Source organism: Enorma sp. (genome assembly GCF_982429025.1).
In genome coordinates this window covers 14,223-35,586 of sequence record NZ_CEWCAA010000008.1, presented here as the reverse complement: position 1 = coordinate 35,586, position 21,364 = coordinate 14,223, and the positions used below count along the sequence as shown (strand labels likewise).

The window sequence follows — 21,364 nt, the reverse complement described above, 5'->3', positions numbered from 1 at the left end:
ACTGTGGCGGGGATGCCTCGGAAATGAAACGCAGAAACCGGGTTTCCGCGTTTCAAAAAGAAACCCCCGCGCTGCGTGAGCGACGGGGGCGAGAAGACATGCAAAGTTGAGCTATCTGCTCGACCACCTCGGCTGGCGGGTTTCCCCATTGAGCCTTGGGTGTGCACCGAAGTGCTCCCCGCGGCACCGGCTGTCTCTGGCAGCGGGTCCGTGCGTGAACCGGGTGTTAGTATGCCGCGTTGCAGAACGCGCGTCAACCGACAAGCGGCAGTGGCGCAGGAAATGTGCACATATTTTCCTCGTTGATGGCCTTCTACGCTCCATTCAGACGATGCGCAAGCCGAATTGCTTTGCCTGCAGGCCAAGTTTGGCTAAAAATGTCGATTTATGGCAATCCGCGCGTGCGTCGAGGGGGCGTCGCGGCCTTCATGGAACCCCCTTGGCGGATCGGAGACGCGTATCCTGCCTGTTAGCCGTCTCGCAGCCCCGCAAATTGCGCTATGGGGCGAGCCCGTCCCATCCAGCTTCTCTTCTGCCATCGCCAGAAATCGACATTTTTAGCCATTTTTTGCTTTCGACACAATATTTTGGCTTTGCCGGACGATTCTAGCCGCACATATCTATCCGCGAGCGATGCCGAGTGCTCCTCCAACCGGAGAAAACAATGCCAAGCAAACCGTTACAGACCGCGCGCCGCGCCCAATGACCTCGTTCTGCACTTGCGGTACCATACCGGGCAAAACTCGTTGAAAGGAACGCCGTGTCCAGCCGTACCCCCTCCGTCACGCGCCGCACGCTGCACTACTTTTGGGGCGTCACGCGCATCCAGCTCCCCATGTTCGTCCTCGATGTCGCCGTGACGCTTGGCTACGTGTTCTTCCTCACTTTTGCAAGCCCGCTCATCGTGGGCCAAATCGTAGACATGGTAGGCGCAGGCGGCGTGGGGCCGGACGAGGTCCTAACCGCTTTCGGGCCATACATCCTGGCGCTCATCGGCGTGAACATCGCCGGCCAGGTTTGCAGCAAGCTGCAGGACTACGCCTGCGCCAAGCTTGAGATCCGCGCAGGTTACGAGCTGGGGCGCCTGGCCTTCGACACCCTCTCCAACCAATCGATGACCTTTCATACCAACCGCTTCGGCGGCTCGCTGGTAAGCTCCACGCAGAAATTCATATCCGCATACAGCCTGCTCATGGACAATTTCACCTACTCGGCGCTACCCACCGCAGCGACCGCGGTGCTCACCATATGCATGCTTGCGCCACTTGCCCCCGCCTATGTTGTGGTGCTCCTCGTGGTGCTCATCGCATACGTGGCCATCGTATTCAAGCTGTACCGCAAGATTCTCCCCATCAATGCAGCAGCCTCCGCTGCACAGAACCGCCTTTCCGGCGAGCTCTCGGACTCTATCACTAATATATTGGCGGTGAAGACAGCCGGACGCGAGGCATACGAGCAGAGCATCTTCGAGCAGGCCAACCAAGAGGTCAAGGCCGCCGACAGCCAGCGCATGCGCCGCACGGTGAAAACCGGCGCGGTCACGAGCTCGCTCATCGTGCTCATGATGGGGCTTGTCGCGGTGTTCATCGCCGGCGGCAATGCGTGGTTCGGCATCAGCGCGGGCACGCTCGTCATGATGTTCACGTATACCAATTCGCTCTCGGGGCGCTTCAACATGCTTTCCCAGATGTTTCAGCAGATCAACCGCTCGTTCGGCGAGGCGCACGATCTCACGGTGGCGCTCGACGAGCCGCGTCTCGTGGCAGACGAACCCGGCGCGCCTGAGCTCGCCGTACCGGAAGGCGCCATCGATTTCAGCAACATCGATTTCCATTATGCCGATGCCAGCGCCGACGACGCCGTGTTCCGCGGTTTCAGCCTGCACATCCCCGCGGGACAGCGTGTGGGTCTGGTGGGTCGCAGCGGCTCCGGTAAGACCACGCTTACCACGTTGCTGCTTCGCCTGGCAGATCTCTCGGGTGGCAGCATACGGATAGACGGGCAGGACATCGCCCACGTGAGCCAAGTAAGCTTGCGCCAGCATATCGCCTACGTGCCGCAGGAACCGCTCCTGTTTCACCGCACCGTGCGCGAGAACATCGCCTACGGCCGGCCCGATGCCTCGGAGGAGGAGATTATGCAGGCGGCACGTGAGGCCAACGCGCTCGAGTTCATCGAGAAGCTGCCGCGCGGACTCGACACGCAGGTGGGCGAGCGCGGGGTGAAGCTCTCGGGCGGGCAGCGCCAGCGCATCGCCATCGCGCGCGCCATCCTCATGGACGCGCCGATCCTCGTGCTCGACGAGGCAACGAGCGCGCTTGACTCCGAGAGCGAGAAGCTCATCCAGGATGCACTCGAAAACCTCATGCGCGGCCGCACATCGCTCGTGATCGCCCACCGGCTCTCCACCGTAGCCGCGCTCGACCGCATCGTGGTGATTCGCGACGGCGAGATCGTGGAGGACGGCCGTCATGCCGACCTGGTACACGCTGGCGGCGAGTATGCGCAGCTGTGGAGCCGCCAGTCGGGCGCGTTCCTGGGGAGCGAATAGGGCTCGATCGCGGTGCACGGGATGGTGTTTGAGCACGGCAGAAGGTGCTTCAGCGCGGTGCCGGGTGCTTCAGCGCGGTGCCGGGCGCTTCGTCGCGGCGTTGGGTTTTTCAGCGCAACGCCAGGCGTCTCGTCGCGACGCAGGGTTTTCTGCACAGCGCAGGGTGCTTCACCGCAACGCCAAGCGTTTCGCCGCCCCGCAACCGCAAGTTGCACAATTGCAAGGCGAACATGGTGGCGCGCGCGGGCACGGCGCATAGACTATGTGGTAAGCGACATCCACGCCGCATCGCCTGATCGCATCGTTTGACCGGGAGGCTCCCATGAACGGACAACTTGCCCAACGCCTGTACGGCCTCCGCCGCGCCAACGGCTTGAGCCAAGAGGAACTCGCGCGCAAGCTTGCGGTGAGCCGCCAGGCGGTTTCCTCCTGGGAATGCGGCGACGCCCTGCCGAGCACCGAAAACCTGTTCGCGCTGGCCGAGCTCTACGGAGTGGGCATGGAGACGCTCATGGATGACGTTCGGAACGACGCCCGCGAGGAAGACAGGCGCGCCGGGTACGACGTAGAGCCTCGGGCCGCTTGCAGCGAAGCCGGAACGGCAGCCGACGCCGACGTGCCAGGCAGCGACTCCGCGCCCCCTGCGCGCCAAAAACCATCCGGCCGATGGCTCAAGATCGCTTGCCTGGCCTTGCTCGGCATCGTAGCCGCCACATTCATCGTCTGCTGCGTTGCCGCAAAACCCGACCTGCACGTCATTGAGGGAACCGTGGTGGCGAGCGACCGGGCCAGTGACGACTTCGTCGTAGACCTCGGCCGCGGGTATGACTACCGTTACTGGGTTATTTCCGTTGACAGCAACACCATGTACTCGCACGCCATCGAACAGGATGGCGAGGTGCCCGAAGAGACCGAGACCGATCCCCTTGCGCCTGCGGTAGGCCAGCACGTGCAGGTATCGATCAAGACGCACGCGCAGAATGCCCCGCAAGCGACCAACCTCGCCGAAAGCGTCTGCGTCATCGAGCAGGCGGAGGGGGAATCGTGACGGCCGCTACGAAAGGGGCGCGCGAGGCAACGGGGCTGCGCGTGGGGCTTATCGAGCTTGACGAGGGCTGCGAGTCTCGGCACCCCGGCCAGGTTTGCGGGTCACGGCACGCTGGTGAGGGCAGCGGGCCGCAGCACCCCGGCGAAGACCCAAGCCCTAACCCGAGCCCCGCAGCGTTATTGCTCGACGACTTCGCAGATGCGCTCGCTGCGTACACGCGTATATCGGCACGGCAGAATGGAACAGCAGCGGTTGCGCCACGGTTTGTTCGGGCTCGCCTTGAAGCCGGCCACCGCTTGCCGGCGACCTTGGAAGCGGGGGGCCTCACAGGCTGCGACGTTGTGATTTGCGCCGCGTGCTGCACAACAGGGGCACCGGATGCCGCAGCAACGTTATGCGTGGCACTGCAAGACGGCAGCGCGGCGGCGAACGACGCGGTCCGCCCCGGCACTCCCATCGGCATGCTCGCCGCGGGGAACGCGCACGACGGCTCAGACGCGCGCGAAGTTGTCGCGCGCGCGGCATCTGCCTGCCAAAGCGCGGGGCACCCCTGGATCGGCGGCGTCATCGTAACCGACGGAGCGCTGCTCCCCCGCCTGATGAGAACGCCGCGGCTCGGTGCGTGGCGCCGAGATGTTTCCGAGGCCGTCGATTGCCTGGTCGCCGCCGTGAGGCTCGGCCGCTCGCTTGACGAGCTTGAAGACATCATGGGCGCCGGCGCCGAAAACCTTGATGCCAAGCACCGAGCCCCGAGCGTCATCGTTGCCTCGCCCCACACGTTGTGGCGCTCCGTGGTATCCAAATGTCGAAGGCTTGGCGAATAGCCCTCGCCGGCAGGCACCGGCGAATCACCAATCAACCGGCAGGCAATGGTGAGCAGCCACTCAGAAGGGTGCCGGTTTATTTCCGCCCCGCTATCGGGCGACAGCGAATAGCCCTCGCCGGCGGGCGACGGTTAGCCGCCGATCCGTCAGCGGGCAAGCTCGTCGAACGCTTGGGACCACCGCTCCACCAAGCGCTCGAGACTCCACGACGCGTTCGCCGGGCTGGTCGAAGGCAGCACCACTGCCGGAATTCCGGTCCGATCTTGCAGGTACCGACGATATAACCGCCCTGCCGTGCCGCCGTTGCAAAACACCGCCACGATGTGCGCCGAGCCTACGATGCGCTCGATGCGCGCGGGCACCACATTTTTAATGCTTGCGTCGGAAGAGCCCTTGATATCGCAGCTCTCGATGACATCCCAGAGTGCGATGCCGTGCCCAAGCAGCAGCTCGCGCTTTGCCTCGATGGAAGCGGCGAGCGAAGCGGGGATGCCGCCCGGGAGGGCATCGCCCTCGTTCGGTGGAACGGGTGCGCCCACGCAAGCCGCGATCACGCGCCAGAAACGGTTTTGCGGGTTACCGTAATAGAACGCGTTCTCACGCGAAAGCACCGAGGGAAACGACCCCAGCACCAGCACGCGCGAGCGCTCATCGAAGACCGGATCGAATCCATGCGTGATGTGCTGGTACTCCCCCATCGCCTAGCTCCTCTCACCACGTGACCGGCAGGTTACGGCGCATCGGTAGCTCGCCGCGCGCCCCTCCTCTTCTGCTACCATGACGCAAACACCATCCCCATGCAAGGAGGCTCCATGGCTCGCAGATATCTCATCGTCATCGATATGCAGAACGACTTCGTGACCGGCACGCTCGGCTCCGCCGAGGCACAGGGGATCGCCCCCGCGGTCGTCGAAGCTGCGCGCGCGTTCGATGGCGAGGTGCTCTTCACACTCGACACCCACGGCGAAGATTACCCCGAGACGCAGGAAGGCAAAAACCTCCCCGTTCCCCATTGCATCAAGGGCTCCGAGGGCTGGCAGCTCATCCCCGAACTCGCCGACGTCCAGCGCGAGCGCGATGCCCGCGTGTTTGAGAAGCCGACCTTTGGCTCCACGGAACTTGTCCACTACCTGACGCACGCCAACGCAACCGAGCCGATTGAGTCCATCGAGCTTATCGGCGTGTGCACCGATATCTGCGTGGTATCGAACGCCCTGCTTATCAAGGCCGCACTGCCCGAGGTGCCCATAAGCGTAGACGCGCGCCTGTGCGCCGGCGTCACGCCCGACGCGCACCAGGCCGCGCTCGCGACCGTGCGCAGCTGCCAGGTTCAGGTGGCCGGCGCGTAGCACCGCGTCCCGCTGCCGCACTTTTTGCGTGAAACGCGTTTTTTGTGGCAGTTATTTCAACTATGAACGATGAGGCGCGGGTTTTGCCGTGCCTCATCGGGGCCACGGGGACGGCCAGCCAACAAAATCCTGCGATTTTGACACACGCATAGGCATCGCGGGGGCATCGACAGCTGCCGATGCCCCCGCGAATCGTTCATAGTTGAAATAACTGCCAGAAATACAGGCTTTCGGAAGAAAAACTACGTGACCGCTCCCAAAATCGCCATACCAGCCGCTACGCCAAGCCCAGCGCCAAGCCAATCAGCCGCACGGCCAAGGCCACCAGCCACGCCACGCCGCACTGCATGAGGACCACGGCGCACATCATGCGCGTGCCAAGCTCGTTTCGCACTGCGGATACCGCTGCCACGCAGGGCGTGTACAGCAGGACGAATGTCAGGAACACATAGGCCGTCAGCGGCGTGAAGAGCGTAGCGAGGCCCGCAACCGATCCGCCCATGAGCACGGTAAGCGTCGCCGCGACGTTCTCCTTGGCCCCAAAACCCGCAACGATGGCAGCAGCCGCAATCCAGCTCCCAAAGCCAAGCGGCGCGAACAGCGGCGCGATGAACGTGCCCAGCCCCGCAAGCATGCTCTGGGACTGGTCTGCCACCACATCGAAGCGAAGGTCGAACGTTTGCAGGAACCAGATGATCACGCTCGCCGCGAAGATGATGGTGAACGCCTTGGTCACAAAGCCCTTGGCTTTATCCCACGCCAGGCGGATCGTCGTCTTGGCCGAGGGCAGACGGTAGTTGGGAAGTTCCATCACAAACGGAACGGGGTCGCCCTTGAACGCCGTCCCCTTGAGCACGAGCGCCACAAGCACGCCCACGACCATGCCCATGATATAGAGCGAGACCATAACGAGCGGAGCATGGTCGGGGAAGAACGCCGCCGAGAACAGGGCGTACACCGGCAGCTTGGCTGAGCAGCTCATAAACGGCGTGAGCATGACCGTCATCTTGCGGTCGTGCTCAGAAGGGAGGGTGCGCGTGGCCATGATGGCGGGCACGCTGCAGCCGAAACCGATGAGCATGGGCACGAAGCTCCGCCCGGAAAGGCCCAGCTTGCGCAGGATCTTATCCATCACGAAGGCAACGCGCGCCATGTAGCCCGAATCCTCTAGGATGGATAGCAGCAGGAACAGGACCACGATGATGGGCAGGAACGAGAGCACGCTGCCCACGCCGGCGAAGATGCCGTCGATCACGAGCGAGTGCACGACCGGGTTGAGCCCGAACGCCGTGAGCGCTTGATCAACCACGCCGGTGAATGCCTCGATGCCGAGTTCGAGCAGATCGGAGAGGCGCTGCCCCACCGCGTCGAAGGTAATCCAAAACACGAGCACCATGATGAGGATGAACACGGGTATGGCCGTGTACTTGCCGGTAAGGATACGGTCGGCGGCAACAGAGCGCAGGTGCTCGCGGCTCTCATGGGGCTTTACCACGCTCTGGTCGCACACCCCCTCGATGAACGAGAAGCGCATGTCGGCGAGGGCAGCCATGCGGTCGGTGCCGGCTTCCTCCTCCATCTGGCAGATGATGTGCTCTACGGCGTCGAGCTCGTTCTGCTCGAGCGCGAGGGCCTGCGTAACCAACCGATCGCCCTCGATCAGCTTGGTCGCGGCGAAGCGTACGGGTATGCGCGCCGCTTGGGCGTGGTCGTCGATCAGGTGGCAGATGCCGTGGATGCAGCGGTGGAGCGCACCGCCGTCCGGACCGTCCGCCGCGCAGAAGTCGAGCCGGCCAGGGTGCTCGCGATACCGCGCCACGTGCAGCGCGTGCTCGGCGAGCTCGCCCGTGCCCTCGTTCTTTGCCGCCGAGATGGGCACCACCGGTATGCCGAGCGCTGCCTCGAGCGCGTTCACGTCCACCGTGCCGCCGTTCTCGGTAAGCTCGTCCATCATGTTGAGGGCGAGCACCATGGGCCGATCAAGCTCCATAAGCTGCAGGGTAAGGTAGAGGTTCCGTTCGATGTTCGTGGCGTCCACGATATCGATGATGGCATCCGGCTGCTCTTCCAGGATGAACTGGCGGCTTACTACCTCCTCGCTCGTATAGGGCGAAAGCGAGTAGATGCCCGGCAGGTCGGTGATGGTGGCGTTTGCGTGCCCCTTGATCTGGCCGTCCTTGCGGTCCACCGTCACGCCCGGGAAGTTGCCCACATGTTGGTTGGAGCCGGTGAGCTGGTTGAAAAGCGTCGTTTTGCCGCAGTTCTGGTTACCGGCGAGGGCAAAGCGCAGGGGCGCGGTCTCGGGAAGGGGCGCCGACCCCTCGCGGCGCGGGCGCGCGGGCTCCTCACCGAACGCCGGATGAGCCGCCGTGCTCGCCTGCGGGTTCTTGCGCGGGCAGTCATGGGCGTCGTGCACGTTCGCGAGCGAGATGCGCGCGGCGTCGGCTCGACGCAGCGTGAGCTCGTAGCCGCGCAGGCGAATCTCGAGCGGGTCGCCCATGGGGGCGTACTTCATCATGGTCACTTCGGTGCCGGGGGTGAGCCCCATATCGAAGATGTGCTGCCGCAGGACGGCATCGCCGGAATCGACCGATTCGATGATGGCGTCCTTGCCGATTTCTAGCTCATCGAGCTTCATGCAATATCTCCTCTGCATGAATCTGTCCAAAGATTTCTACGGTGAATTGTAATCGCAATACATCGACCTAGCGCAATATCGTTAATTATTTATATTTGAACATATGTGCAGATAGTATCGTATTGCCACTGTTCGCCCCTCATGCGGCCGTTGGATGTCGCTACGCGCCATAGCCCTCTCGTCACTTCATGGCAAGGCATTTCCAGAGCCCTTTTCGATGGTCTCCGCATTACAGCAGGCCACAGCGGCTTCGAATCGATTTGAGCAGAGGGAACTTTCTTCAAATCAAAAATCATCGCAGAGGTCTTCAACCGTGCTGGGATATGAATTGGAATGAGCGCCCCCTTGCGTTCGCACGCTGCCCAAGTGCACGGGAATGCCAATTACTTCGACAGTTCAGGATGGCGGCAGCGACACATTGCCCGCCGGAATCTCGCGCTACCGACATCCGAGACAAACGGGCTGACCAGCGGCAAGCATTCACATCTGCCGCATGCCGCCCAATCCTGTCGCAGCGAATGGACATGCCCCGAATTAAGACACAACGCAACGAACCGGCTGCAATCGCGCGCGGCATGCGTCCCTCGCTGAGACCCCACGGCGCAACGTTCACCACGCGAAACGGCACGAGCTGAACGGCCGTACAGGCGCCATTTGCCCGACCTTTCAACTTTTGGGCACTCCATGGGGATCAAGCGAAGTAGACGGGAAAGTGCCAGCGTCCCTACCTGCGCATTCCCCGCACACCGCGCCGCGTCTACTCCGACGCTCCCCGTTTACGTGCCCAAAAGTTGAAAACGCTTCTCAGCGAGGAGGGAACCGGGCGCGAAATCCAGCTCGAAGCCCCTTAGAAGCTCTTGGGGGCGACGCATCGCCACCCCAGCGCTCCCCTAGCGCGCGAGCAGATGACCATACGCCCGCTTAAGCTCTTTAATGCGGTCGAGGGTTTCGAGCGCCGGCCCGTCTAGCTGCGCCGCAATGCCCACCACAAGCGCGTCGACCAACGCCACCGCGCTCGCCATCGAATGATACGCACGCGGCTCCCCGCGGTAGGTATAGAGCTCGATCGTCGCTCTCGGTCCCGCGCTGCGCACATAGCGATCGGTGAAGAGCACCGTCGTGCAGCCAACCTTCTCGCCATGGTCCAAAAGCGCCTGGCCCTCGGGCGACACGCGCTGGAAGCCGAAGGTCACGAGCACGTCGCTCGGCCCCGCGTGCACGAGGCCCTCCATGAGCTCCGTGCCGCCCGCAGGCAGCAGCTCCACAAGCATCCCGTAGCGGTTGAGGCGGAAGCGCAGCAGCTCGGCCACGCAGGCCGAGGCACCCTTGCCGTGCAAGAAGATGCGCCGCGCTGCCACGAGCGCATGCACCGCCCTGGCAAACGATTCCTCATCGAGCCCCTCGAGCGTGCGATCGACGTTCGCGCGCTGCTGGCGCAGAAACGCCTGCACGTCGCCCGCGCCCTCGTCGATACTTGCCGACATTTTATCCGCGGGCCCCAGCGAGCGCGCCGCGACGGCATTCTTCAGCGTTTTGAAATCGCCGAACCCCGCATGGCGCGCGAACCGCGACACCGTGGCCTCGGAGATGCCGAGGCTCGCCGCCACGTCTTGAATCGACTGCAGAAGGAACTCGCGCGGCTTCTCGACGATGTGGTTGATGATGAGCTCCTCGGCGGGCGTGTAAGCCACGCCCGTGGGAAAAAGCGACGGATCGGTCATGGCTCCCCTACTCTGCCCCCGCTATGAGCGTCTGCACGTAATCGCCGCCCAAGCGGTCAATCTCCTTGAGCGCACGCTTGAGCATGCCCGCCGTCTTGACCTTGAAGGCAAGGTCGGACGCGTAGGAAATGCGGTAACTCCCCGAAAGTACCTGCGCACGCAGGTCGGCTACGGTCGTTACGCGCTCGCTCATGACGGTGACGGCGCATCCATACTGAAATGCCTGGTGCGTGTCGCTCCCCGAGACCACGGGCACGCCGAGCTCTTGCGCGAAGGCGTAGGTCTTCGCGATCGTTCCCTCGAAGTCGTGCGCGAGGTCCTTGCCGTTCAGATCGACGAACTGGAACGCCGCGAGCGCCTCGCGCGGCTGCTCGGGAATGTGGCCGGGCGCCCGGAACGGATGCGCCGCGCCAAAGAAGAGCCCCCGCCGGCGGACCTCTTCCGCAAGTTCCGCGAGCGGAAGAAAGGACCCCTTGGACTTATGGGGCTCGAGCGCCCTATTGAAATCGAGGATCTCTTCCATCGTACCGAGCACGAGCGTATGGCCGCTCTCCGCAACATCCACCTCCATGCCCGGAAAGACCAGAAGGCCGTTCACGTTGAAGGCGTCGCCCTCCCGGGGGAAGCGCGCCGCGATGTCGGCATACACCTGGTCGAATCCGAGCGTGTTGAAATGCTCGGTGAGGCATATGGCATCGAGGCCGGCCGAGGCCGCCTCGCCAAAGAGCCAATCGGTGTACGCCGGCGAGAATGCCAGGTACTTAGCTAATTTTCCATGTGTGTGAAAATCGATGTTCATTGATTTCCCCTCTATTGATTGCCGTTGGAGTGGCCGGTGCGCCCGCCCGGTGCTGGTATGTCGCGCGCCTACTTGAGCACGCCCGCGTGGGCAGGCGCGACGCGCGCCCACAGCAGCACGCCCGCCCGGCGCAGGCACAATGCGCGCCTACAAAAGCACGCCCGCGAGAGCGGGCAGCGCGAAGCAAAGCGCGGCCCAGGCGATCGAGACGGCAGCGAAGATAAGGTCGTTCCGGCCGATGGCAAGCGACGAGAGCTTGATCTTGAGCACGGCCATATTGGACGATGCGTACCGGTACCCCTTGAGCTCGAGCGCTTCCACCGTGGTGCGCGAGCGCTTCGCCATGTTGAGCGTGAGCGGGTAGAACGACTGGACGATGGTCTTCACCTGGTACACCAGCCAGCGCAGCTTGCCCATGAGCGTATCGTGCGCCGGCGCCTGGCCGCGGAGGCGGAAAGAGAGCAGGATGTTCTGCAGCTCCTCGAACATGATGGGGAGAATCCGGTAGGCAAACGAGATGGAGAACGAGAGGCGCTCCGGGCAACCAAACCAGAGAAGCCCATTCGAGAGGCGATCGGGGTCGAGGCCCGAAAACACGGTAATCGACGCAAGCGAGCAGGTGGTGACCTTGAGGGTAAGCACGAGCAGGGGAACGAGCGTCTCGACGCTGCCGCCGAAGAAAAGCGCCACGATGAACAGATAGCCCGTCTGCGAGAACACGCCCAGCGCAAATACGAAGAGCACGAGCGGCGCGACGCGAGCGAGCCTTGTGGTGACGGCGCAGAAGAGGAAGAGCCCCAGCAGCACGGTCACGTCGGAGAGGAACCACGGCACGAGGCCGAAGAAGAGATACCAGACGATGAGCACGCGCGGGTCGAGCTTGGCGATGGGCGTGTCGTCATTGCCGTACGCGTTCCTGAGCACCTGGTTGCGCAGGAAGTCGATGGACACCTTATCCATGACGTTCTCTGAGAGTTTTTCGAGCATCGAGCTCGCATCTCCTTTCCATGTCACATAGGGGGGCAGCCCCTTGTTTGACGCTCCGGATTTACCCGCCGATGGCAGCAAGCGCCAGATCGCGGTAGCCGTCGAAGCACATGAGGAAGTCCTCGATATCGAAGCAGGTTGCCCGCGCATCGAGCGCGGCGCCCATGGCATAGATCTCGGGCGGGCAGATGCCCGACGCCTCGACCACAGCTTCGTTGTGGAAAATCTCCTCCGGCGTGCCGTCGCCGATAACCTCGCCTTGATTGAGCACGATCACCCGGTCAGCGAACTGGCACACAAGCTGCATGTCGTGCGTCGCGATGACCACGGTGTCCGTAACGCCGCGCAGGTCGGCGATGGTGCGCACAATCTCGCGCCGCGTGGCGATGTCGAGGTTTGCCGTGGGCTCATCGAGCAGAAGGATCGGCGGATTGAGCGCGATGCCAATGGCGAGCGATGCCCGGCGCATCTGGCCGCCCGACATGAGGCGCCCGTCACGATCGGCGAGGTCGCCCAGCCGGAAACGGTCGATGAGCTCCTGGGCGCGCTCCTGCCAGCCCGCCACCCCGCGTGCGCGCATGGCAAACTCCACATCGGCGCGCACGGTGTCCTTGATGAACATCTGCTCGGGATTCTGGTAGACGAGCGAGATCGCACCGGAGATGTCTTCCGGGCTCATCGCGCGCGTGGCCACGCCGCCGAGGCGCACCTCGCCGGATGTGGGCTTGATGAGGCCGCACATGAGCTTCATGAGCGTGGTCTTGCCCGCTCCATTGGAGCCCACGAGCGCGACCTTCTCCCCCGGCTGTATGGCGAGGTCGAGGCCGTCGAATACCGTGTGCGGCGCGCCCTTGACGCTTCGGTATTGCACGTGCACGTCGCGGAAGGCCACGGCGGGCTCTGCGCCGGGCGCGTCCGAGGGGTGGACGGGCTCTGCGCCGGGCGCACCCGAGCCGCGGCCACGCCCCTCGGCCATCGCATCGCCGCAAGAGGAGTGCGCCTGCGGTGTGAACCCAAGCCCTGCAAATGCGCGTACGCCCTCGTCCACGGTCGTGGGCAGCTCGATGCAGCGCTCCATGATGCCCGCGCTCTTGAGCTCGCGCGCGGCCGAGGCGATCTGCGGTGGATAGATATCGCTCGCCGCAAGGTCGTCCAGCTGACGCAGCGCCTCGCGTGCCGGGAGCTTCCACGATACTGCGCCGTTCGCCATAAGCACCGCATGCTTGCAGTAGTCGGCGATGAAGTCGGTATGGTGCTCGATCACGATGATCGTCTTGCCGTGATGCTCGTTGAGGCCACGCAGCACCTCATAGGTCTGACGCGCATGATACGGGTCCAGCTGGGCGATGGGCTCGTCCAAGATGATGACCTCGGGCTCCAGCGCGAGCGCTCCGGCAAGCGCGAGCAGGTGCTTCTGCCCGCCCGAAAGCGCCCACACATAGTCCTGAGCCTTTTCGGCGAGCCCGCAGAGCTCGAGCGCCGCCATCCCGCGCTCCAGGTAATCGGGCTGGGCGTAGTTGAGGCTCGCGAACGATGCCTCGTCGAGCACCGTCGGGCGCACCAGCTGGTTCTCGAAATCCTGGTATACATAGCCCACGTGCTGGGCCAACTCGCCGATAGGGGTATCGCGCGCCTCAAGGCCGGAAACCATGAGCGAGCCGGTCATATCGCCCGCGATGAACTGCGGAATGAGCCCGTTCATCGCTTTGCAAAGGGTCGATTTGCCGCAGCCGTTGGCGCCCATGATGGCAAGGAAGTCACCCTCCTCCACCTCGAGGTCAAGGTGGCGGAGGGTGGCATCATGGGCACCGGGATACGTGAACGTGAGGTCCTTGATGGAGATAATCGACATATCCTGGTCCCTTGGGGGCTACGCGCGGCTTAGGGTCGCGTTGCGGTGCAGGCAGAACGCGGCGATGATCGCAATTACCGCCGCAACGCCGAGCCCGGTGAAGATGGCGCCGGTGCTCTCGGCCCACTCGGCCTCCCACTCGATGAGGGAGAATCCCGCTTTCGAGAGGCAGGCGGCGAGCACGGCCACCACGAAGCACGCCACGGCGCCCAGAACGAGCTTGGCAGAGGGGGCCTCGGGCGCGTCCTCGGCCGTACGCGGCTTCATGCCCAGGAGCGGCTCGATCTTTCCATAGAGGCGCGGGACCAGGAAGAGCGTGGGGAGCAGGCAGAACAGGATACCGCTGAAGAGCAGGTCGTTCAGGAAGGCGAAGCCCTCGGTGAAGAAGACCGACTCGGGAAGGCCCGGTACAGCCTCGAACTCCTCGACTGCGAAGACGACCTTCAGGATGTCCACGCCGGCGCTCATGGCAAGCTGGAGCGCCGTCGCGCCGATGGCGGCAGCGGCCACGGCCTTGAGGTTGCGGGGATCGCGAACCAGGGTGCCTGCGATGTAGATGGCGATGGTGACGGTCAGGAACTTCTCAAGCTCGCCGATGCCTCCGAACTGGCCGAGCATGATCTCGCTGAAAACGAGCTCGCCCGTTGCGGCGCCCAGCGCCACCGAAAGCGGGTCGAAGAGCATGGCTAGGGTAAGCGGGATGAACAGGAAGAACTCGACCGAGAACTCAACAATGCCTACCTGGACGGAAGGGATGAGCTCGGAAACGAGCGTGGCGAGGCCGTAGAGCGACATGCTGAGGACGAAGACCATCAGCTTGTGCGCCTGGGCGCCCTTAGAAACCGTAGTTGTCATGGGATTCCTCTCTCTTTCTGCGCCGGCGAAAGCGCATTGGTTCGAGGGACGTGGCAGCGTGCTCGGCGTGCCGCGCGCGGCATTGCGAGCGATAGCCCGGCATGACGCCGCAGACAGCTGCCCACGCGGGGGCCACGGTCCCTGCCGATGTGCTCGGCAGGAAGCATCATACGCAGCTGAACTGCGGAAATGGGTTAGCCATGCGTAAGGTGAAAATAAAGTTTCGCTGGCTGGTTTGATGAAAATTCTGCATGCACCCGCAGGTGCGGCGGGGTGCTTTCTCGCACGTCTCATGAAAATGCGAGCGATTTCGCACTTTACATAGCGCTGATATTGGCACTTGCCCCGAGTTGCCGGGTGGGAACCAGACGCCGGCTGGGCTTCCGAGCGGGTTTTGGGCATCGCAAGGGCCGCCCGGCGAGATCCGGACACCGCTCGCGTTGCCGGGCGAGATCCTGCCGCAGCCCCGTTCTTGGGCGACTTTCGGACACCGCCGGCGTTCTCGGGCGACATTCAGACGCTACGAGGCTCTCAGATGGCGAAACCCCGCCCGAGAAACTGAGAAATATCCGAATGTCGCCCGATGTCGGTGCCGTCAGCAAATGGTGAGACAGTTGTGCCGGGTACAACTGTCTCCAACTGTCTCCGAGACAAATGTACCTGGCACAACTGTCTCCCGGCGCCTACGCCGTCATCTCACCTAGAGCAGCAGGCGCTCACACGCGCGGCAAGTAATGAGATAATACGCACCCATAATCGCAACCGTGAAGCCAAGCACGCCCGCCACCACCAACGCAAACGACGCGCTTCCCAGCACCAGCGCAAGAAAGGCAACGAGCACCAGGCCGAACACGTCGTGAATGAGAGCTCCCGCAAGAGGCGCCGCAAAGCACAGGCGCACCTGCGCGCGCAGCGATACCCGCGCCATGGCGCGTTCGCACCCCAGCTCACGCAAGGTTTCGAACGCCTGCCGCGCGTCGGCCGCCCCCGAAAGCTGCTGCAGCGCGAGAATCGCCGCCGCCGTAACCAAAAACGCCGCCCCGTAGAAGATGCCCACGAATCCGATAGGCGCAAGCGAGCTTGCATTCTCGATGAGCGCACCAGGGCCGCGCATTCCCACGCTAAACGCAAAGCCCGCGCAGGTCATGCACACCGCCGCGGCAACAAGCACGCACACGCACGAAAGCGCTGCGGCGGTGCTCGACACCCTCGCCTCGACCTGCCGCACCGTGAATGCGCGAAGGCCCGTCCAATATACCTCGGCGTGGCGCCGCGCCCGCGCTCCCCAACGCCACGCAGCCGATTGCATCACCAGGTACGTCGCCCCGAAAGCAGCAAACCCCATGGGAATGATGAACACGACGAAATACATGGGCTGGAACACGCAAGTTCCCCATACGATAGCGAGAAGCGGAAGGGCCGCGACAAACTGGATGCGCGCCGCGCGCTTCGTGCCAAATGCCAGGTGCTCGGGCGCACGCTCGGCGCACATGAGGTCAACGAGCGGCCGACGCAGCACGTCTCGCGCGCACGCAGCGGCGCCGAGCGCGGTGATGGCCACGAAGCAGCCCGCTGTCCAGGTTGCGGCACCGGGCGAAAAGCTCGCCTGGAATCGCCATGGCGCATCGAACACAAAGGCGGCAATGGCGCTGAACACGGGCGAGAGCAGGCCGCCTAGGATTATCCCCGCCGCCAGCGAGGCTGCGCCCACCACGAGGCCTTCGAGCGCAAGAACCGCCGCGACCCCATGGCGCGGCATACCGACAAGCGCATAAAGCCCGAACTCCCGCTTGCGCCGGCGCACGATAAACCGGTTGGCATAGGCAACCAGAAAGATGAAGATGACAACCACGAAGACCGAAAAACCCTCGAGCACCGTACCCGACTTCGCATAGATGGAGCGCTGGTCTGGGGTGAGGTCGAGCGCGAGCAGGTAATCGCCCGAAGCGATGAAGCTATAGAGCAGGCAAGCGGCGAGCGCGAGCGTTGCGAAGTAAACGGAATAGTCGCGCAGGCTGCGCCGCACGTTGCCCAAGGCGAGCTTGATGTACATGAGACTCCTCGCAGGAGATTTGCGGGTAATTCCATGGTTCATTGTCGACCGGACGCTCCACCGGCGCCATCGATTTGACTTACGCTCGGCTTACGTTTTTGCAACGTAGCGCTAGTTCAGCCGCGGTGTCCTCGACGTGTGAAAACCCTGCCGTGCCACCCGCGGAAGCCACGCGAGCACAAGATATGCAGCGCCCTGTATGAGAAACCCCAAGCCCGCGGCGCTCTGCACGGCCAGGGTTCGCCTATGATAGAACCAGCTCGACAGACTGCGCGCGAGCGACGGGCCGAACGGGCCCAGCAAGCCGGACGTGGCCGACGGACTTGACCTGCTCAGTGGATTGAGCTTGCTCGGCAGGGTTGCATCATTTCTCAGGAGAGGAAGTTTCCATGACGTCTTCCATTCGCAACGTCATCTTCGACATGGGCGGCGTGCTCATGACATTCGATAGCAAGCGCTTCGCAACCATCTTTACCGACACCGAAGAAGACGCCGAGCTGCTCGACCGCGCGCTCTTCGACCGCAATGAATGGGCGCTCCTCGATGCTGGGGTCATCAGCCACGAAACCATGCGGCGCATCGCAGAGGCTGCTCTGCCCGAGCGGCTCCTCCCCAACCTGCACGAATGCATCGCCCACTGGCCCGAGCACTCCGAGCCCATCGCACCCACCAACAGCTTCGCCGCACAGCTCAAGGAGCGAGGCTTTAGCCTGTACCTTCTCTCCAACGCAAGCACGCACGTCGACGAGCAGCTGGGCCACTGCCCCGCCTATCCGCTCATGGACGGGCGCGTGGTCTCGGCAGAAGAGCGTCTCATGAAACCGGACCCGGCCATCTACCAGCTGCTCTGCGAGCGCTATGGCCTCGATCCCGCAACATGCATCTTCGTGGACGACAATCTCAACAACTGTCACGGAGCAGAGGTGGCCGGCATGCAGTCGTTCCATTTCATCACGGATGATGCCGCAGCGAGCGTCGCCCAGTTGGAGCGGATTCTTGACCTCTAGGTTTACAGTGGAACCGAGCTGCCGACGATTACCAATACCATCCTGGCGGACCTGATTACCTCAGCGCTCACCATTGTTGTAAACCGCATCATCGTTTATGACACGTCAATATGCTCAACGCTATGCATGCGGCCCTCAGTACAAGGAATCCAGCGGCGAGCCTCACCTACGAGCCACGAAAAAACTCGCAAATTCAGCCGTCCACACAGTTCTGAATCAAAACTCTCGCCAAAGGATCGAATTTCACGACATGGCCCGAGTACAACCGATGAAAGCTTCCAAACTACCGCAGGTAGACGCATCGGAGCTTCGCTAGCTACTTTGCCCAGGCCCCATAATTCGATCCTTTGGCGAGAGTTTTGATCTGCGCCGGGCTACGAGAGTGCCAAACGCGCCCCTTAAGGGAAAACTTTGCGCCTGAAAGCCCGCTGACGCGACTCCACACGCCACGAAGCGCCCTTCCGAACGGCGGGGGCGCACTTTCGCGCGGCGCAGAGTTGACGATTTCCGCGCGGCATGCCGGCGGTGTATAACGCGACGACGAAACAAGGAGCATGCCGATTGGCATATCGCCCGCGACGCAGAGCGTCGTCAACGCTCGCACTGCGCGGCGTGGCGCAGGGCACGCGATGTCGGGTATCATGTGGCCGTATACGAAACACGCCCAAGAATCGAGGACTACTGTGGACCGCACTAAAATCGTCCAGCTCTATACGCACGCCGAGGAGTTTGGTGACCAGACCGTCACCGTCGCGGGTTGGATCAAATCTGTCCGCGACATGAAGAACTTCGGCTTCGTGACCGTGAACGATGGCAGCTGCTTCAAGGACCTGCAGATTGTCATGAATCGCGAAGCGCTCGCCAACTACGACGAGATTGCGCATCAAAACGTCTCGGCAGCCATCACCGCCACGGGCACGCTCAAGCTCACCCCCGAGGCGCCCCAGCCCTTCGAACTCACCGCCGAGACCATCGAGGTCGTAGGTGCCTCCGCGCCGGGCTACCCGCTGCAGAAGAAGCGCGCCACGGTGGAGTTCCTCCGCACCCAGCAGCACCTGCGCCCGCGCACGAACCTCTTCCGCGCCGTGTTCCGCGTGCGCAGCGTCGCGGCAGCCGCCATCCACCGCTTCTTCCAGGAGCGCGGCTTTGTGTACGTCAACACGCCGATCATCACGGCGAGCGACTGCGAGGGCGCAGGCGAGATGTTCCGCGTGACCACCATTGACCCGGCGAACCCACCGCTCGTGAGCGAGGAGCAGGCCGCCGCGAGCAACGGCGAGCTCACCGCCGGCGAGGTGGACTGGAGCCAGGACTTCTTCGGCGTGCCGGCAAGCCTCACTGTGTCTGGCCAGCTCAACGCCGAGAACTTCGCCATGGCGTTCGGCGACGTGTACACCTTCGGCCCCACCTTCCGCGCAGAGAACTCCAACACAACGCGCCACGCAGCGGAGTTCTGGATGATCGAGCCCGAGATTGCCTTTGCCGACCTGGCAGACGACATGAACCTCGCCGAGGACATGCTCAAGTACGTCATTCGCGATGTCATGGCCACATGCCCCGACGAGCTGGGCATGCTCAACAAATTCGTTGACAAGGGGCTCATCGAGCGCCTCGAGCACGTGGCGAGCTCCGACTTCGCCCGCGTGACCTATACCGAGGCTATCGAGATTCTGGAGCAGGCCGTGGCTGCGGGCCAGAAGTTCGACTACCCCGTGAGCTGGGGTATTGACCTGCAGACCGAGCACGAGCGCTTCCTCACTGAGCAGCACTTCAAGCGCCCGACCTTCGTGACCGATTATCCTGCCGAGATCAAAGCCTTTTACATGCGCCTGAACGACGACGGCAAGACTGTGGCCGCCGCGGACTGCCTGGTGCCCGGTATTGGCGAGATCATCGGTGGAAGCCAGCGCGAGGAGCGCCTGGATGTATTGGAGCGCCGCATCGAAGAGCTCGGCATGGACAAGGAGCAGTACAAGTACTACCTTGACTTGCGCCGCTACGGAACGTGCCCGCACGCGGGCTTTGGCCTGGGCTTCGAGCGCCTGGTGATGTACCTCACCGGCGTGGGTAACATCCGCGACGTGATTCCGCACCCGCGCACGGTGGGCAACGCGGAGTTCTAACTCATCGCGCCGAGCTTTGGCCAGCCAAACGTGTAGATACGGTGCATGATTAGGATTCCGTTCGGCTGGCAGCCCATGTTGAAAATTCGCGCGCCCGTTCGCCGAGCTTAAGCGACCGTCCAGAACCGCGGGCGGTCGCTTTTTCGTACACGCTCGTATGCTCGCAGCATCAATCAACGGTCCCCCACCGCTGCGAGGTGCCCATGAACCAAAGCTATCATCTAGAACACGATATCTTCGTTAACGCCCCTATTGAGACCCTGCGAGATAGGCTGTACGCCGCGCGCTGCGTCGCTTCGGAGCCCTTCGAGCGCGGCGCTGACTCGGAGCTCGCCACGTACGAAGGCGGCAGAGAGTTCTACGTGCCCAGCTCCCACTCGGGATCCGCTTTGTACGAAGGCAACCAAGAGACCGCCGCGCTTAACGCCAGCCCAGACGCTGCCTTTCATCACGCTGACCGAGAACCTGCCGATTACCAAGATGATTGGGGGCTCCCCGCATTACCCGATGAGGAGGCGCCCGCATATGGCAAGTTCGACCGAACGCGGGCGTACGATACGCGTACGCTGCGCATCCTTGCGATTCTGGAAGAGCACACCGATGAAGAGCACGCGCTCAGCGCGCCGCGCATCAAAACCATGCTCGACGCACAGGACCACCCCGGCACTCGACCGCCACGCGTCACCACCAGCTCGATACGCTACTCAATCCAGATGCTCCGCTCCTTTGGGTTGAACATCGCGGGCAACAACCATCGCGGCTATGCCCTGCTTTCGCACCCCATCCCCACCGAAGATGCTGAGCTCACCCTCAGCACCATATGGAACAGCGCAGCGCTCACCTCGATCGAACGCCGGAGGCTTGTAAAGAATCTGCTCCCTCTCGTCGCGCCCACGGTTCGGCATCGCTTTGAGAAGAGCATGGAGCAGCCTTCCGGGAATGCAGCGCTTCCCGCTCGCGTAAACATGCGCTTTCAGCTTGCCACGGCGCGGCAGATCATCGAGCGCGCCATACAGCTTAGCGCGCCCGTCACGTTTGTGCTCGCCGCAGCGCATGGGGAAGCGGGGGCGTCGAGCCATCGGTTTTGTCTCTTCCCCGAAGCGCTTGTTGAATCAAACGGCACCGTCTTCGTGCGGGGACGCCTCGCCCAAGCGGCGCGCTCGAACAGCACCGATCCCGCAGGCGTTATCGATAGCGGGCGCACCTTCCGGCTCGACCGCCTCCAGGCGCTCTCGATGCGCGACGGAGATGATGTCATGTACGTCGCGTCCGCGCCGCAGGTAGCGCCACCGGTACCGCAGGCCATCTCGCCTGCGCCGCAGGTAGCCTCGCCCACACCCGCGCTGCAGGCCATCGCGCCCGCGCCGCAGGCCGTCTTGTCGGCATCGCAGTTCGCCCCATCCGCGCCGCAGGCCGCCGCGCCCGCGCCGCAGGCCATCGCGCCTGCACCGGAAGCCCCCACCGTCCACGATTCCAATCGTTAACAATCTATAACAAGACCTCCACATGTGCCTGCATCCAGCGCATCTCGCTATGATGAAAAAACCCGCGCTACCG

15 protein-coding genes are annotated in these 21,364 nt (G+C 63.2%); 7 read left to right on the top strand and 8 right to left on the bottom strand.

Features of this window, described 5'->3' with window-relative positions; translation table 11 throughout:
- Positions 1-760 precede the first annotated feature (760 nt).
- The 3 genes from AC1VS5_RS02695 to AC1VS5_RS02685 all read left to right on the top strand — a co-directional run bounded on the left by AC1VS5_RS02695 (position 761) and on the right by AC1VS5_RS02685 (position 4,423).
- Positions 761-2,551, top strand: a complete 1,791-nt coding sequence (locus AC1VS5_RS02695) for an ABC transporter ATP-binding protein (RefSeq protein ID WP_481217616.1) — start codon at positions 761-763, stop codon at positions 2,549-2,551.
- Positions 2,552-2,873: 322 nt separating this feature from the next.
- On the top strand, positions 2,874-3,599 hold the full coding sequence (locus tag AC1VS5_RS02690; RefSeq protein ID WP_481217615.1) for a helix-turn-helix transcriptional regulator: 726 nt from the start codon (positions 2,874-2,876) through the stop codon (positions 3,597-3,599).
- A complete protein-coding gene (locus AC1VS5_RS02685; protein WP_481217614.1) occupies positions 3,596-4,423 on the top strand; it encodes a hypothetical protein in 828 nt (275 codons plus the stop codon). The genes AC1VS5_RS02690 and AC1VS5_RS02685 overlap by 4 nt, the downstream gene beginning before the upstream one ends.
- A 146-nt stretch (positions 4,424-4,569) precedes the next feature.
- Here AC1VS5_RS02685 and AC1VS5_RS02680 read toward each other — a convergent pair whose 3' ends face one another.
- Complete coding sequence (locus AC1VS5_RS02680) at positions 4,570-5,121, bottom strand: uracil-DNA glycosylase family protein (RefSeq protein ID WP_481217613.1); 552 nt, start codon at positions 5,119-5,121, stop codon at positions 4,570-4,572.
- Between the two features lie 114 nt (positions 5,122-5,235).
- On the opposite strand from AC1VS5_RS02680, the gene AC1VS5_RS02675 reads away from it, so the two are divergent.
- Entirely contained in the window at positions 5,236-5,772 is a 537-nt protein-coding gene (locus AC1VS5_RS02675; protein ID WP_481217612.1) for a cysteine hydrolase family protein, read from the top strand.
- Positions 5,773-6,049: 277 nt separating this feature from the next.
- Here the strand turns inward: AC1VS5_RS02675 and feoB are convergent, their stop codons facing one another.
- From feoB to AC1VS5_RS02640, 7 genes are all read right to left on the bottom strand, one after another.
- Positions 6,050-8,410 (bottom strand): ferrous iron transport protein B, encoded by a 2,361-nt coding sequence (feoB, locus tag AC1VS5_RS02670; RefSeq protein ID WP_481217611.1) that lies wholly within the window; start codon positions 8,408-8,410, stop codon positions 6,050-6,052.
- 890 nt (positions 8,411-9,300) lie between these two features.
- Entirely contained in the window at positions 9,301-10,131 is an 831-nt protein-coding gene (locus AC1VS5_RS02665) for a MurR/RpiR family transcriptional regulator (RefSeq protein ID WP_481217610.1), read from the bottom strand.
- A gap of 7 nt (positions 10,132-10,138) precedes the next feature.
- Positions 10,139-10,930 carry a PHP-associated domain-containing protein gene (locus AC1VS5_RS02660; protein ID WP_481217609.1) on the bottom strand — a complete coding sequence of 264 codons (792 nt, stop codon included), beginning with the start codon at positions 10,928-10,930 and terminating at the stop codon, positions 10,139-10,141.
- Positions 10,931-11,077: 147 nt separating this feature from the next.
- Positions 11,078-11,917 carry an energy-coupling factor transporter transmembrane component T family protein gene (locus tag AC1VS5_RS02655; RefSeq protein WP_481217608.1) on the bottom strand — a complete coding sequence of 280 codons (840 nt, stop codon included), beginning with the start codon at positions 11,915-11,917 and terminating at the stop codon, positions 11,078-11,080.
- Between the two features lie 61 nt (positions 11,918-11,978).
- Positions 11,979-13,769 carry an ABC transporter ATP-binding protein gene (locus AC1VS5_RS02650; RefSeq protein WP_481217607.1) on the bottom strand — a complete coding sequence of 597 codons (1,791 nt, stop codon included), beginning with the start codon at positions 13,767-13,769 and terminating at the stop codon, positions 11,979-11,981.
- A gap of 18 nt (positions 13,770-13,787) precedes the next feature.
- Positions 13,788-14,624: a DUF8171 family membrane protein gene (locus AC1VS5_RS02645; protein WP_481217606.1), complete on the bottom strand. Its 837-nt coding sequence runs from the start codon at positions 14,622-14,624 to the stop codon at positions 13,788-13,790.
- Positions 14,625-15,324: 700 nt separating this feature from the next.
- The gene (locus AC1VS5_RS02640) at positions 15,325-16,677 is read right to left on the bottom strand and encodes an FtsX-like permease family protein (RefSeq protein ID WP_481217605.1); all 1,353 of its coding nucleotides are present in this window, start codon (positions 16,675-16,677) and stop codon (positions 15,325-15,327) included.
- A 389-nt stretch (positions 16,678-17,066) separates the two neighbouring features.
- Between AC1VS5_RS02640 and AC1VS5_RS02635 the strand changes: the two genes are divergently transcribed.
- From AC1VS5_RS02635 to AC1VS5_RS02625, 3 genes are all read left to right on the top strand, one after another.
- Entirely contained in the window at positions 17,067-17,684 is a 618-nt protein-coding gene (locus tag AC1VS5_RS02635) for an HAD family hydrolase (RefSeq protein WP_481217604.1), read from the top strand.
- Positions 17,685-18,367: 683 nt separating this feature from the next.
- On the top strand, positions 18,368-19,807 hold the full coding sequence (gene asnS, locus AC1VS5_RS02630; protein ID WP_481217603.1) for an asparagine--tRNA ligase: 1,440 nt from the start codon (positions 18,368-18,370) through the stop codon (positions 19,805-19,807).
- A gap of 203 nt (positions 19,808-20,010) precedes the next feature.
- Positions 20,011-21,291 carry a hypothetical protein gene (locus AC1VS5_RS02625; protein WP_481217602.1) on the top strand — a complete coding sequence of 427 codons (1,281 nt, stop codon included), beginning with the start codon at positions 20,011-20,013 and terminating at the stop codon, positions 21,289-21,291.
- Positions 21,292-21,364 lie beyond the last annotated feature (73 nt).